The following is a 14,379-nucleotide window of genomic DNA, read 5'->3' as shown; positions in this document are numbered from 1 at the left end:
TTATGCGGGACTTTTGTTTTTTATGTATCACTACTTCATTATCTACAAACCTTATCTGGTACAATCTCAGTTTTCTTCTGTGGAAGGAAAACAAACCCTTGCTGATTTTTTTGATGTTCCCAAAGATGTTTATCCGGTTGGAAGACTTGACTACGATAGTGAAGGTTTATTGATTTTAACCAATGACAAACAACTGAATCATCGATTATTAAATCCAATGTTTAAGCATGAACGAGAGTATTGGGTTCAGGTTGATGGTGATATTAATGATAAAGCAATTGGTCAGTTGGCAAAAGGTGTTATTATAAATGTTGATGGTAAGCAATATAAAACTTCAAGTGCCAGGGTTCACAGGTTTAATAATGAACCCATCGTTCCGGTTCGTAATCCCCCCATCCGATTTCGGAAATCAATTCCTGCTCCTTGGATCAGTCTTTGTTTAACAGAAGGTAAAAACAGGCAGGTAAGAAAAATGACTGCAAGTGTTGGATTCCCAACTTTACGACTTATACGATACCGGGTTGAAAAAATAACCGTTGATGGATTGCAACCGGGAGATTTAGTAAGTTTATCAAAAAGAGATTTATATAAACAGTTGTTCAATGAATAGTTTTCAGACCATCACGGGGGAGGAATATTTTATTTCGACAGATATTGATAAAATGGATGTAGACACGATCCATCGATATTTATCAGAATCATCTTATTGGGCAAAGGGAATCCCGAAAGAATTAGTAGGGAAATCGATCAAGCATTCCCTTTGCTTTGGTGTTTTTAGTGGAGATGAGCAAGTTGGTTTTGCAAGGGTTGTTACAGACAGAACCAGTTTTGCCTACCTGGGCGACGTGTTTATTTTACCAACACACCAGGGAAAGGGATTGTCAAAATGGTTAATGCAAACCATTCATGACTATCCCGACCTGCAGGGACTGCGCAGGTGGATGCTTTTTACCAGAGATGCGCATGGCTTATATAGCCAGTTTGGTTGGAAACAAGTGCCAGAAGAACAAACCGGCAGGATTATGCAGATACATAATCCGAATATATACCAGTAAGAGATACTAAAAGTCGGTACATATACCCGAATTATCTGATAGGCTTTCACTATTCTTGCGCTTGAAGCGTTAATTTTGCAGCTCTTTATGTAATCGAAAATTTATGAGTCAAGCACATTTATCAGAACAGGAACAGATTCGTCGTGAGAAACTGGCTAAGTTACAAGAGGCCGGGATAGACCCATTCCCCGCGCCATTATACCCTGTAAGTCATTATTCAACTGATATAAAGGAAAAATATACAGAAGAAACAAAAGATGCATTTACCGGAATTTGTGTAGCTGGAAGGGTAATGAGTATAAATGATAAGGGAAAGGTATTCTTCATTAAAATACAGGATAGCAAAGGTATAATCCAGTTATACGTTAAGAGAGATGAAATCTGTCCGGAAGAAGATAAATCTTTCTGGGATACGGTCATTAAGCATGGTTTAGACCTTGGAGATATTATTGGTGTAACTGGTTTTGCCTTTATCACCAAAACAGGGGAAACATCTGTTCATGCGCAAAGCTTTACGCTGTTGGCTAAATCACTAAAGCCATTGCCGGTAGTAAAACGCGATGAGGAAGGAAATGTATTTGATGCAGTAACAGATCCTGAATTCAGGTATCGTCAGCGGTATGCTGACCTTATTATCAACCCTGACGTAAAGGAAACTTTTGTAAAAAGAACTAAACTTATAAATACCATTCGTACTTTCCTGAATGAGCAGGGCGCATTGGAGGTAGATACTCCCGTATTACAAGCCATTCCTGGGGGTGCGGCTGCCAGACCCTTCATAACCCATCATAACGCACTGGACGTGCCCTTTTACCTCCGTATTGCGAATGAGCTATACCTTAAGCGACTTATTGTAGGCGGGTTCGATTGGGTATATGAATTCAGTCGCAATTTCAGGAACGAAGGGATGGATCGTACGCATAACCCTGAATTTACCGTTCTGGAGTGGTATACGGCTTATAAAGATTATTTCTGGATGATGGAAATAACAGAGCAGCTATTTGAGAAGATAGCCATTGCCCTGCATGGCACAACGGATGTTCCATTAGGCGATAAAATAATCAGCTTTAAAGCGCCATTCAAAAGAATAAGTATTCATGATGCGATTAAAGAAAATACGGGTATTGATGTAAGTGGTTTAGGCGAACCAGGATTGAGGGATGTTTGTAAGCAACTCAACATAGATGTGCCTTTGAATATTGGTAAAGGCAAGCTGATAGACGAAATTTTCGGGGCAACCAGCGAGCATACTTTTATTCAACCCACTTTCATCATAGATTATCCGGTAGAAATGAGTCCGCTCACTAAAAAGCACCGTAATAAAGCCGGATTGGTGGAAAGATTTGAATTAATGGTGAACGGAAAAGAAATTGCTAACGCCTATTCGGAATTAAATGATCCGATTGACCAGCGTGAGCGTTTTGAAGAGCAACTTAAACTGATGGAAAGAGGTGATGACGAAGCGATGTTTATTGATCACGACTTTTTACGTGCGCTTGAATACGGTATGCCTCCTACCTCTGGTATTGGTATTGGTATTGATCGTTTGTGTATGATGATGACCAATCAATCATCTATTCAGGATGTATTGCTGTTTCCACAGATGCGCCCGGAGAAATTAGCCGAATAATCTGTATGTTAATATTTAGGGATGTTTTGCAATAATTCCCGTGCAAATTCAGCAGCATCCTGGCTATTTGCAAACCGTATAGGTAACTTGCTACGGACCTCATATTGAGGTCCTTTTTTTTGCGCAGTATAGGATGTTGTAAAAAAGAATTTCTGACTACTAAGATTAACGATCATTGAAGACGGATCATTTTTATCAATGATAGCACTTTCATTATCCATATCTGATAACCGACTCCAGAGTACGGAATACTTGCCAATTTTACTACTACCGTTTAGGCTTTCTTCAATCCAAAACCAGACATAACCATTTCTGTTGTCTATTTTGTAGTAGGTGTTAACATGAAATTTATCTGTTCCTGAATTAATATCCACAGAACTGATAAGTTTACCATCTATACTATAGCGGAAATTGCCACAATGACCGTTATATTGGGCATAAGCGGACACGACCATGCAGGTCAACAGGGTTAGTAGAATTATTTTAGTTCGCATTGGGGGTACACGATATTACCACCTTTTTTGCGAATTTTCTACTATTCGGCCTTTAAATTTCGATTAATGTCTAAACAAAAAGGTCATTATAAAGCTGTCCGCCGGGTACAACTGCATACTTTTCCAAATCAGTTATTCCGGCTGAAGCCAACACTTCTTCGTCTATAAAGGTATTTCCTGAACATGCGGAAGCGGTTTGCTGCAGTATGATATGAACTGCATCTGCAATGATTTCTGGCGTGCGACTCATTTTTGCCAGGGCTTCGCCTCCAAGTAGGTTACGAACGGCAGCGGTATCAATGGTTGTTCTCGGCCATAGGGCATTGGAGGCTATTCCCGCTCCTTTAAATTCAGCAGCCCAGCCCAGTGCCAGCATACTCATATTGTATTTAGTAAGCGTATAAGCTATATGCCCACCCAACCATTTTGGTTGCAGGCTGATTGGTGGTGATAAGGTAATGATATGAGGATTCTTGCCTTTTTTTAACCATGGGATGCAATGTTTAACGACTAAAAAAGTACCCCTTACATTGATACTATACATCAGGTCGAAACGTTTGCTATCGGTTTGCTCTGTAGGAGTGAGTTGAATGGCAGAAGCATTATTTATAACAACATCAATTCCTCCAAATTTTGCAACCGCCTGTTCAACCATTGCCTGTATCTGATCTTCCTGCCTGATATCAACCTGAACTGCCAGTGCTTTACCGCCGGCAGCTTCAATTTCAGCTGCTGCAGTATATATTGTTCCGCCAAGGCGCGGATCCTCAGTAACACTTTTAGCAGCTACCACAATATTGGCTCCTTCTTTTGCCAAACGCAAGGCTATCGCTTTACCGATACCTCGACTTGCACCCGTAATTAATACTGTTCTGTTTTGGAACGACATAATAATAGAGATTGATATACCTAAATTTAGGCAAACATCATTACCAACCTAAGAAATCTTTGATCAAACCCTCTGTTGTGATACACGCTTTTGGAAGGTCATCATTTACTACGGTATGGTGAAAATGGTGACTGAAAGAAATTTCGTAGCTGGCCTTATTTACCCTGTCTGAAAGGCTCTCAGGGGTTTCTGTTCCGCGGCTCTCCAATCTCCTCTTTAATTCTTCTACCGAAGGAGGCTGGATAAATATAGACAGGCAATTGCCTTCGAATTGTTGCTGTACATGAATGGCACCTTTTACATCGATATCCAGTACCGGCGTTTTTCCTTCGCTCCAGATACGTTCCAGTTCAGATTTTAAAGTGCCATAATATTTTCCTTCATAAACCATCTCCCATTCAATAAAAGCATCTTCCTTAATTTTTTGCTGAAAACGTTCGGCAGACATAAAATGATAATCTACGCCGTCTTTTTCCTGTCCTCTGGGTTGTCTGGTTGCTGCTGAAATAGAAAAACAAAGCAAAGGATACTTATTCAAAAGGTAATGTGTAATAGAAGTTTTACCCGAGCCGGATGGGGCTGTAATAATGATGAGTTTTCCCTTGTTAGCTTGCATGCGCAAAGAAACAGAATTTTCTAACGTTTTGAATAGTCATAACAACCTAAAAGCCTGTTTTTTAGAACTAAGAAAATATTACAGATGAATTATTCAAACCAACTGATTTTATCAGCAAGCGGGATATTTCTTTTTCCGGATGTTTTCGGTTCATCGGTATACCCCAGATAAATCAATCCCAAAACCCGGTCTTCTTCAGACAACCCAAGCATTTTTTTCATGTTGTCATGGTGGGTCATGCCGCCGGTACTCCAAAGACTTGCCATTCCAAGTGCCTGAGCACCTAATAGGATATGTTCAACAGCAGCCGCTGTTGCAGCAATTTCTTCAATAAGCGGAATTTTTTTCGTAGCCTGTCTTTTCATGTAAACAAGTACAAGATGAGAAACAAGCTCACCTTGTTTGATAATTCCTTCATATTTAGAGGATAGGAACAAATCTTCGTGGGTATTTGCTTTATATAAATCAGCATGTTCACGACAAAATGTTTTTAACCCTTCTCCTGTATAAACATTAAATCGCCAAGGCTCTGTTCTACCATGTGTTGGGGCCCAATCTGCAAGAGAAAGTAAGTTGCGAATCGCTTCATTTTCAGCCTTTTGGCCATTCATTAGTGTTGGCTTAACGCTTCTTCTATCAAGGATAATATCCTGTAAATTTTTAAAAGTATCCATAGCGCAAAAATAGGTGTAGCCTATCTTATAAATTAATTTAAATAAGCAGGCGGGTTACGAATAATGATAAAATGTTTATATTCATGTATAGCGGATTTTCCTGCATGATACTCTTATAGCCGCTAAATAGTTTGCCATGACGGTCAAAGAATTCCAATCAGTATTTGACAATCTTCCGGGTATGTATCTTTTATTACGACCCGACTATCCCTCTTTTACAATTATTACAGCTAATAAAGCGTATTTACAGGTTACAAATACAAACTATGATATTCTAAAGGGAAACCCCGTATTCTCTGTTTTCCCAGACACCCCTGGTGCCCATAACCAGGGTAATAAAACGCGATTATTAGCATTGTTTAAAGAGGTTGTTGAATTAAGACAAACAAACGAGCTGCAAAATTTCAGATACGATATTCCGGCAAATGATGGAACCGGAAATTTTGTAGAAAGATACTGGCGTATCATCAATACACCTGCTATAGATGATAATAACCGGGTAACGCAAATCATAGTTTCAGTAGAGAATGTAACGGAAAAAGTATTGACTGAAAGACAAATCAATGAAAAACTTGAGCGAACCAATTTATTAATGGATAATATCTTGTCCAGCATTTCAGATGGTTTTGTGGCAGTAGATAAAAACTGGTGTTACAGTTATCTCAATGAGCGAGGAGCAGCGATGCTGCTGAATCATAAACCGGATGATTTATTGGGTAAACATATCTGGACTGTTTTCCCTGAAGGAGTTGGACAACCATTTTATTTTAATTATTATAAGGTAATGGAGAGCAGGCAGCCATGTGTGATGCAGGAATATTACGAGCCATGGGATAAATGGTTTGAAAACAGAATATACCCTTCTCCGGATGGCGGAATCACTATTTTTTTTACCGATATAACCATAAGTAAAAAAGCAGAAGAACAGTTACAGGATTCCAAGAAACATATGCGCATGATTCTTGATTCTACCGAAGAAACTTTTCTTGTAATTGATAAAAATTATTGCCTGATAACTTTTAATAAAGCAGCAGAAAAAATGGCAGAACTCTTTTTCCGACAAAAACTGGGGAAAGGACTGTCATTACTAACGATGTCTTTACAAAAAATTCACCCTGAAATACTGAAAAATTTTGAGCAGGGGTTTCAAGGAAAAAAAACAAGCTTTGATTATCAAATTAGTGACACCAACGATCAACAGCATCATTTTGTAATTACTTGCATTCCCCTGTTAAATGAAGATGGGCAACCTGACAAATTAATGTTGACGGCGCGAGATGCCACTAGTGAAATTATGAGCATACATGCATTGGCGGAATCAGAATTACGGTATAAAAAATTATTTTATGCCAATCCAATGCCCATGTGGATTTATGAAGAAGCAACCTATAAATTTTTGGAAGTAAATGATGCAGCTATTGAAAAATATGGCTATAGCAGAGATGAATTTACCTCAATGACGATCTTGGATATTCGCCCACCTGACGAAATTGAAAAGGTAAAATCTGCAAAGAAAAGGCGGTCTAACGAATATTTAATACATCATGGTACATGGCGTCACTTGACAAAAGATGGCGAGTTGCTATTTGTAGAAATAACAGCTTATCATATCATTTATAATAATAGGGCCTCTGTTCTTGTGTTGATCAATGATATTACTGAAAAATTAGCCATAGAGACAGCAAGCAGGTTTGAAAAAAACAATAAAGAAGCCTTAATTAATAATACAAATGATTTAATATGGAGCATTGATAAAAACTTTCAATTGCTAAGTGCGAATAAAGCATTCCTTCAATCTATTGAAAAACAAACCGGCAAAATATTAGAACCTGGAGATAATGTTTTATTGTTGGCCAATATTGTACCAGAATTTATTGAGTTCTGGAAGAAATTATATGAACGGGCATTCCTAGGTGAATTTTTCAAAGAAATAATTCATAATCCGGAATTAGCGCGGCATACAGGAGAATGGATAGAAGTTAACTTTAACCCGATTATTACCCAGGAAGAAATTATAGGTATCGCTTGTTATGGAAGAGATATTTCAGAAAATATTCGCTACCAGCAAAAACTTGAATCAGTTAATACGGAGCTTACCCAGAAAATAAAGGAAATATCTGATTATAAGTTTGCACTGGATCAATCGAGTATTGTAGCAATCACTAATCAGAAAGGAATCATACAATATGTGAATGATAATTTCTGTGCAATATCCGGTTATAGTAAAGAAGAATTGATAGGGCAAGATCATCGTATTATTAATTCCGGGTATCATCCGAAATCATTCCTCAAAGAGCTGTGGATTACCATCGCAAATGGGAAAGTATGGAGAGGTGAAATTAAAAACAAAACCAAAGCAGGTACTTATTACTGGGTTGATACCACCATTGTGCCTTTTTTAAATGAAAAAGGTAAACCATATCAATTTGTTGCCATCCGTAATGATATAACCAATAAAAAAGCAGAAGAAGAAAGACTTCATCTCATGCGAATGGTTATCAATAATACCAAGGATGCTGTTCTAATTACAGAAGCTGAACCGGTTGAGGGTGATGGTCCTCGAATTTTATATGTGAATGAAGCTTTTACAAAGGTTACAGGTTATACGGCAGAAGAAGTCATTGGAAAAACACCCCGCATTTTGCAAGGTGTTGATTCTGACAGAAATGAATTGGATAGATTAAAACAGGCACTGAAAAATTGGGAATCATGCGAAATAGAAATTATCAACTATAAAAAAAATGGGGAACCATTTTGGAACAATTTTACTGTATCACCAGTTGCAGATGAAAATGGCTGGTATACACATTGGGTAGCAGTTCAACGTGACGCCACAGATAGAAGGAAAATAGATAGCCTGATACGTGATAACGAAGAGAAAAGAAGGCTTATCATGAATGCCGCATTAGACGCCATAATTTGTATTGATACTGATGGAATGATCACATTTTGGAATCCTAAAGCCGAACAAATTTTTGGATGGAAACAGGAAGAAGTAATGGGGAAAAGGCTTTCTCAGATCATTATACCGGAATCGTATCGAATTTTACATGATCAGGGGATGGAGAATTATAAAGTAACAGGGCATGGGCCTGCATTAAATACGCTATTGGAATTAAATGCAATCAACAGGGAAGGAATAATGTTTCCTGTTGAATTAACTGTATTACCAATTAAACAGGAGAATGAATCATTCTTCTGCGCCTTTATACGAGATATTACCGAGCGTAAAAAAGCGGAAACAACTATTCGCAGGTCAAATGAACGTTATGAGTTGGTGGCTAAAGCTACCAGTGACGCAATATGGGATTGGGATATGAGAACAGGAATTGTTGTAAGATCGGGCGATGGCTTATTTAAATTGTTTGGCTATAATACTTTGGAAGCTAGTATCGACAATGATTTCTGGATAAAACATGTGCATCCTGATGATTTAATACAAGTGCAGGAGAGAAGAGAGTTATTATTTGATAATCCCAATGAACAGTTCTGGGAAGATGAGTATAGATTTGAACGAAAAGATGGTAGCTATGCTAATGTGTATGATCGTGGTTACATCATCAGGGATAAACAGGGTAAACCGGTTCGCTTGATTGGATCTACACAGGATATCTCTGCGATTAAGCAATCTGAAAAACAATTACAAGAGTTGAATGAAGCATTGCAAAAACGGGCAACAGAACTGGCTAGGTCTAATGCTGAACTTGAACGCTTTGCTTATGTAGCTTCACATGATTTGCAAGAGCCCCTCCGCATGGTAAGTAGCTTCTTGCAACTACTTGATAAGCAGTATACTGCACTACTTGATGAGAAGGCTAAAGAGTATATTAAATTTGCTGTCGGTGGAGCCGAAAGAATGAAAAGATTGATATTGGACCTGCTAGCATACTCAAGAGTAGATGCTGTAAAAGAAGTATTTCAGCCTGTCGATTTAGATAGCGTATTGCAGCAGGTTCTTCAAATATTTGCTTCGCGATTTGAAAAAGAAAATGTAACTTTAAAGGTAGACAAGCTACCAACCGTTCTTGGAAATACATTACAGTTGCAGCAGCTAATGCAGAATCTGATTGGCAATGCAATAAAATATAAGAGCAGTAACCCCCCCCGCATTGAAATAGGTTGTATTTCAGAATCAGATCGGCATGTGATTTTTATTAAAGACAATGGCATTGGTATTAACCCCCGTTATTTTGAAAAAATATTTGTAGTATTTCAGCGACTTCAACCAATTGATGATCATTCTGGAACAGGAATCGGATTGGCAATTTGTAAGAAAATAGTTGAAAGACATCATGGAGAAATTTGGGTTACGTCTGAGGAAGGAGTAGGTAGTACTTTTTATTTCAGCCTGCCCAGGATAGCAACCAATTAAAACCAGTTTTATGTCAGAAATACAAGACCTTGAAATCTTACTTGTTGAAGATAATGAAGGTGATATAAGACTCACTATTGAAGCTTTTAAAGAAGCTAAAATCAGGAACTTAATTAAAGTAGTAAGAGACGGGGAAGAAGCATTACATTATTTGAGGAGAGAAGGTAAATTCAGCGAGGTTCAACTTCCAGACATCATTTTATTGGATATAAACTTACCCAAAATTGACGGCAAAGAAGTTTTAAATGCCATTAAGAATGACCCAATATTAAGGGTTATTCCGGTGATTATGTTAACTACTTCTTCTGCAGATTCAGATATTCAGGAATCATATGCAAACCATGCAAACTGCTATGTATTAAAGCCGGTAGATCTAAATAAATTTATGGATGTAATCAGAAGTATTGAAGAGTATTGGATCTCAATAGTAAAATTACCTGCTAAGCCGTAATAAAGTTTTATATGCGTTTGATATCTGCTCCAATTTTTCTCAGGCGCTCATCAATTTGCTGATAACCTCGGTCTATCTGTTCAATATTTTGAATCACACTTTTCCCTTCTGCACTTAAAGCCGCAATCAACAATGCCTGACCTGCACGAATGTCGGGGCTACTCATGGTAATGCCACGTAGATTATATTTTCTCCCTAATCCGATAACGGTTGCTCTGTGAGGGTCGCATAAAATAATTTGGGCACCCATATCAATCAGCTTATCTACAAAGAATAACCTGCTTTCAAACATTTTCTGGTGCACCAACACACTGCCTCTTGCCTGTGTTGCTACTACCAGTACAATACTTAATAAATCAGGCGTAAAACCTGGCCATGGGTGGTCATAAATGGTGAGAATGCCACCATCCATATAAGTTTGTATTTCATATACATCCTGAGCAGGTATATAAATATCATCGCCCTGAATGGAAAACTGAATACCGAGTTGACTAAACTTTTCTGGAATAATACCCAGGTGTGCAACGCCTGCATTTTTTATGGTGAGTTCACTTTGGGTCATGGCAGCCAGACCAATAAAACTGCCTATTTCAATCATGTCGGGCAACATGCGATGTGTGGTTCCCTGTAATTTAGTTACCCCTTCAATGGTTAATAAATTACTGCCTATACCACTGATTTTTGCGCCCATGCGGTTTAGCATACTGCATAACTGTTGTAGGTAAGGTTCGCATGCAGCATTGTAAATCTGGGTAATACCCTCAGCTAATACCGCTGCCATTACAATATTGGCAGTACCTGTTACAGAGGGTTCATCCAATAACATATAAGCTCCTCTCAATTGAGGGGCTACCAATTTGAAACAATGTTGTTCATCATCGAATTCAAAACTTGCTCCAAGCTTCTCAAAACCTATGATATGTGTATCTAATCTTCGTCTGCCAATTTTATCACCACCAGGTTTTGGGATATAGGCTTTTTTAAATCTTGCAAGCATTGGTCCTGCAAGCATTACACTACCACGTAACCTGCCTCCTTTTTTCCTGAATGCGTCAGAAGATAAATAATCGATATTTATATCATCTGCCTTAAAGCGGTAAGTATCTGAATCCAGTTTATCTACTTTAACACCCATATCCACTAATAATTCTATCAACAGGTTTACATCGAGGATATCAGGAATATTTGAAATGGTCATTTCGGCATCAGTCAGTACAACGGCCGATAATATTTGTAGTGCTTCGTTTTTTGCGCCTTGCGGAATAATTTCTCCCTGAAGGCGATTGCCGCCACGTACTTCAAATGATCCCATAATGAAAGCTTAGTTTTTATAAATACGAATGTAATAAATGACCCGCTGTTTGGTGGAAGATTGAAATGAAAAAGCCCCGATAAATTTTACCGGGGCTCCTGAAAAGGTAAATACTTTAGTATCGTTTCTTAAATTGACCGCCGTTATTGTTATTGCGGTTATTATTATTATTTCTTCCGCCGCCATTGTTGCTGCGGTTGTTGTTATTGTTTCTTCCACCTCCGCTATTGTTCCGGTTATTGTTACCGCCATTACGGTTACGTCCACCAAAGTTTTGTTGCCAGCGGCCACCACGTCCTCCGGTACCATATTCGTCGCGTTCGAAATTCTGGTTGCGGTGTTTAATGTAAGGTGTATTGCTGAACTCAAGTTCGCCACCAGTAATACTGTTCAACTCGCTCCTGATAGCATCATCATGTACCAGCTCTTTGTGCCAGTTGCTATAGGCCAGTTTCATATAATAAGCAATTGCATGAGCAAAACCTGCTTTTTTCTCAGGGTCTTCCTCTTTCAAAGCTTTGTCGATTACCACTTCCAGGTTTTTACCCAGGTGCGCATATTTTGGATGACGCTTTGGGTAAGGCAGTGGATCGGGTTTTAATTTATAGGTTTCTTTTTGTGGGATGGGGTAGGGACTGTCAACATCAAGCTTAAAATCGCTGATAAAGAACAGGTGATCCCATAATTTATGACGAAAATCTTCCACATTTTTCAGGTGTGGATTCAAAAAACCCATTAGTTCAATAACGGCTTGTGTTTGTTGTTGTCTTTTATCTCTGTCCTCAATGGTCAGTAAATAATCTACCATTTTATGCACATGACGACCGTATTCACGCATGCCCAGGTAACTTCTCGCTGTATTATATTCCATGTAAAATTTATAAATGCAGCAACAAATGTAGGCATTTCAAGGGGTTAAGTGGCAGAATTCGGGCCAAGATGCGTTAAAGAAATCATTTTTTCAGCACTCCGCCCGGCTGTTTATCTTCGCAATATGGAACAGATCGTGCAACAGATAGAGCAGTATAAGCAGGAAATGCTCGCTTTTGAAGCCCAAACCCCAGAACAGGTAGAAGCTTTTCGTATTAAATACCTTGGTACCAAAGGATTGGTAAAAGCTATAATGGGTGAAATGAAAAATGTACCCGTAGATCAAAAAAAAGCTTTTGGTCAAACCCTGAATGAATTCAAGGAGTTTGCTGAGGGGCGTTATGCATTCCTAAAAGAACAGGCTGGTGAACAAACAGATAGTGCTGCTTCTTCAAAAGATATTAGTTTGCCGGGAGACCTGTTTCCTGTTGGTACCAGACATCCCTTGAATCTGGTGCGTAACCAGATCATTGGCATATTCCGTCGTCTTGGTTTTGCAGTAGCGGAAGGCCCGGAAATAGAAGATGACTGGCATAATTTCGGTGCGATGAATCTGCCCGAAGATCATCCGGCCCGCGACATGCAGGATACATTTTACATCAGTCAGAACCCAGACTGGTTATTACGCACCCATACAAGTAGCGTACAAGCCAGGGTAATGGAAACCCAAAAGCCGCCAATTAGGGTAATTTGTCCGGGTCGTGTATATAGAAACGAAACTATAAGTGCGAGGGCGCATTGCTTCTTCCATCAGGTAGAAGGATTGTATATAGATGAAAACGTAAGTTTTGCCGACCTGAAACAAACCCTTTACTTTTTCGTACAGGAAATGTTTGGAAAACATGTGAAAGTGCGTTTCAGACCCAGTTATTTCCCTTTTACAGAACCAAGTGCCGAAATGGATATAAGTTGTCAGATCTGTGGCGGTGATGGATGTAATATCTGTAAACATACCGGATGGGTAGAAATATTGGGTAGTGGTATGGTACACCCTAAAGTGCTGGAAAATTTTGGTATCGATTCAACTAAGTATACCGGTTTTGCATTCGGTATGGGCGTTGAACGTATCACACAATTAAAATACCAGGTAAACGACCTGCGACTATACTCTCAGAATGATGTACGTTTTCTGAAGCAGTTTACGGGAGTTGTAGGGTAAGTAATGGTCCATGGTTGATAGTCCATGGTACATAGTTAATAACGCATAGTTTTATATTCACCGTAGACCATGGTCTATGGGCTTAACCTCCCTTCATGCTCCACGCAACAAAAGGAATAGTGCTGCGAACAGTTAAATATGGTGATACCAGTATTATCACAACTGTTTACACCGAACTTTTTGGCATACAGAGCTACCTGGTTAAAGGAGTGCGCCAGACCACAAAAACCTCCGCTGGTAAAGCAGCTTATTTTCAGCCATCAGCTTTGCTTGATATGGAAGTATATCATAATGAGCTGAAACAATTACAATTCGTAAAAGAATACCGATGGAGTTATCTGTATGAATCGGTGCTTTCAGATGTGGTAAAAAATACTGTGGCCATGTACATGATAGAAATGTTACAACATAGCCTTAAACAACCCGAAGCAAACCCGGAATTATTTTACCTTATAGAAGATAGTTTAAAACAACTTGATCGGGGAACTGAAACACTAACGGCGAATTTGCCGCTCTATTTTATTTTACACCTAGCTACTGAACTGGGCTTTAAACCACAAGGAACTTATTCTACTGCTACACCCTATTTCGATTTACAGGAAGGACAGTTTGTAGCTGATATACCTGCACACCCCTATTTTCAGGAAACACTTCAGGCTTCTGTTACCTCGCAATTGATGGAACTTCAGTTTTATAATGATTTAGAAAATTTAAAACTCAATAGAGCCACAAGAAGAAATCTGCTTGAATCTTATCAAACTTTTATGGCCTTGCATATAGCTGATTTCGGCGAGTTAAAAACATTACCCATTCTTCAGGAAATACTAAGTTAATTGACTGATACCCTGCCCCAGATT

13 protein-coding genes are annotated in these 14,379 nt (G+C 38.8%); 7 read left to right on the top strand and 6 right to left on the bottom strand.

Going from position 1 to position 14,379, the window contains the following annotated elements; all coding sequences use genetic code 11:
- Positions 1-22: 22 nt before the first annotated feature.
- The 3 genes from ACH30E_RS00935 to lysS all read left to right on the top strand — a co-directional run bounded on the left by ACH30E_RS00935 (position 23) and on the right by lysS (position 2,685).
- Complete coding sequence (locus ACH30E_RS00935; protein ID WP_490823228.1) at positions 23-610, top strand: pseudouridine synthase; 588 nt, start codon at positions 23-25, stop codon at positions 608-610.
- Positions 603-1,055, top strand: coding sequence for a GNAT family N-acetyltransferase (locus tag ACH30E_RS00930; protein WP_490823227.1), 453 nt, complete (start codon positions 603-605; stop codon positions 1,053-1,055). Before ACH30E_RS00935 ends, ACH30E_RS00930 begins: the two co-directional genes overlap by 8 nt.
- A 103-nt stretch (positions 1,056-1,158) precedes the next feature.
- Positions 1,159-2,685, top strand: a complete 1,527-nt coding sequence (lysS, locus tag ACH30E_RS00925; RefSeq protein WP_490823226.1) for a lysine--tRNA ligase — start codon at positions 1,159-1,161, stop codon at positions 2,683-2,685.
- An 8-nt stretch (positions 2,686-2,693) separates the two neighbouring features.
- Here lysS and ACH30E_RS00920 read toward each other — a convergent pair whose 3' ends face one another.
- The 4 genes from ACH30E_RS00920 to ACH30E_RS00905 form a co-directional block, all read right to left on the bottom strand.
- A complete protein-coding gene (locus ACH30E_RS00920) occupies positions 2,694-3,140 on the bottom strand; it encodes a hypothetical protein (protein WP_490838975.1) in 447 nt (148 codons plus the stop codon).
- A gap of 109 nt (positions 3,141-3,249) precedes the next feature.
- Positions 3,250-4,068, bottom strand: coding sequence for an SDR family oxidoreductase (locus ACH30E_RS00915; protein ID WP_490823224.1), 819 nt, complete (start codon positions 4,066-4,068; stop codon positions 3,250-3,252).
- Positions 4,069-4,108: 40 nt separating this feature from the next.
- The gene (gene gmk, locus ACH30E_RS00910; protein WP_490823223.1) at positions 4,109-4,684 is read right to left on the bottom strand and encodes a guanylate kinase; all 576 of its coding nucleotides are present in this window, start codon (positions 4,682-4,684) and stop codon (positions 4,109-4,111) included.
- Between the two features lie 89 nt (positions 4,685-4,773).
- Positions 4,774-5,358, bottom strand: coding sequence for a nitroreductase family protein (locus ACH30E_RS00905; RefSeq protein WP_490823222.1), 585 nt, complete (start codon positions 5,356-5,358; stop codon positions 4,774-4,776).
- A gap of 136 nt (positions 5,359-5,494) precedes the next feature.
- On the opposite strand from ACH30E_RS00905, the gene ACH30E_RS00900 reads away from it, so the two are divergent.
- Positions 5,495-9,730, top strand: coding sequence for a PAS domain-containing sensor histidine kinase (locus ACH30E_RS00900; protein WP_490823221.1), 4,236 nt, complete (start codon positions 5,495-5,497; stop codon positions 9,728-9,730).
- Between the two features lie 10 nt (positions 9,731-9,740).
- Positions 9,741-10,181 carry a response regulator gene (locus ACH30E_RS00895; protein ID WP_294989266.1) on the top strand — a complete coding sequence of 147 codons (441 nt, stop codon included), beginning with the start codon at positions 9,741-9,743 and terminating at the stop codon, positions 10,179-10,181.
- 7 nt (positions 10,182-10,188) lie between these two features.
- Here ACH30E_RS00895 and murA read toward each other — a convergent pair whose 3' ends face one another.
- Both murA and ACH30E_RS00885 read right to left on the bottom strand, forming a co-directional pair.
- Positions 10,189-11,493: a UDP-N-acetylglucosamine 1-carboxyvinyltransferase gene (murA, locus tag ACH30E_RS00890; RefSeq protein WP_294989264.1), complete on the bottom strand. Its 1,305-nt coding sequence runs from the start codon at positions 11,491-11,493 to the stop codon at positions 10,189-10,191.
- Positions 11,494-11,608: 115 nt separating this feature from the next.
- Positions 11,609-12,364, bottom strand: coding sequence for a DUF4290 domain-containing protein (locus ACH30E_RS00885; RefSeq protein WP_294989262.1), 756 nt, complete (start codon positions 12,362-12,364; stop codon positions 11,609-11,611).
- 123 nt (positions 12,365-12,487) lie between these two features.
- Here ACH30E_RS00885 and pheS point away from each other — a divergent pair, with 123 nt between their 5' ends.
- Both pheS and recO read left to right on the top strand, forming a co-directional pair.
- Positions 12,488-13,522, top strand: a complete 1,035-nt coding sequence (pheS, locus tag ACH30E_RS00880) for a phenylalanine--tRNA ligase subunit alpha (protein WP_294989260.1) — start codon at positions 12,488-12,490, stop codon at positions 13,520-13,522.
- Between the two features lie 95 nt (positions 13,523-13,617).
- The gene (gene recO / locus ACH30E_RS00875; protein WP_490823220.1) at positions 13,618-14,355 is read left to right on the top strand and encodes a DNA repair protein RecO; all 738 of its coding nucleotides are present in this window, start codon (positions 13,618-13,620) and stop codon (positions 14,353-14,355) included.
- Positions 14,356-14,379: the final 24 nt, after the last annotated feature.

Source organism: Sediminibacterium sp. FW305-C-61 (assembly GCF_058231065.1).
The sequence above is the reverse complement of the archived record's forward strand: the minus strand, read 5'-3'. Positions and strand labels throughout refer to the sequence as shown.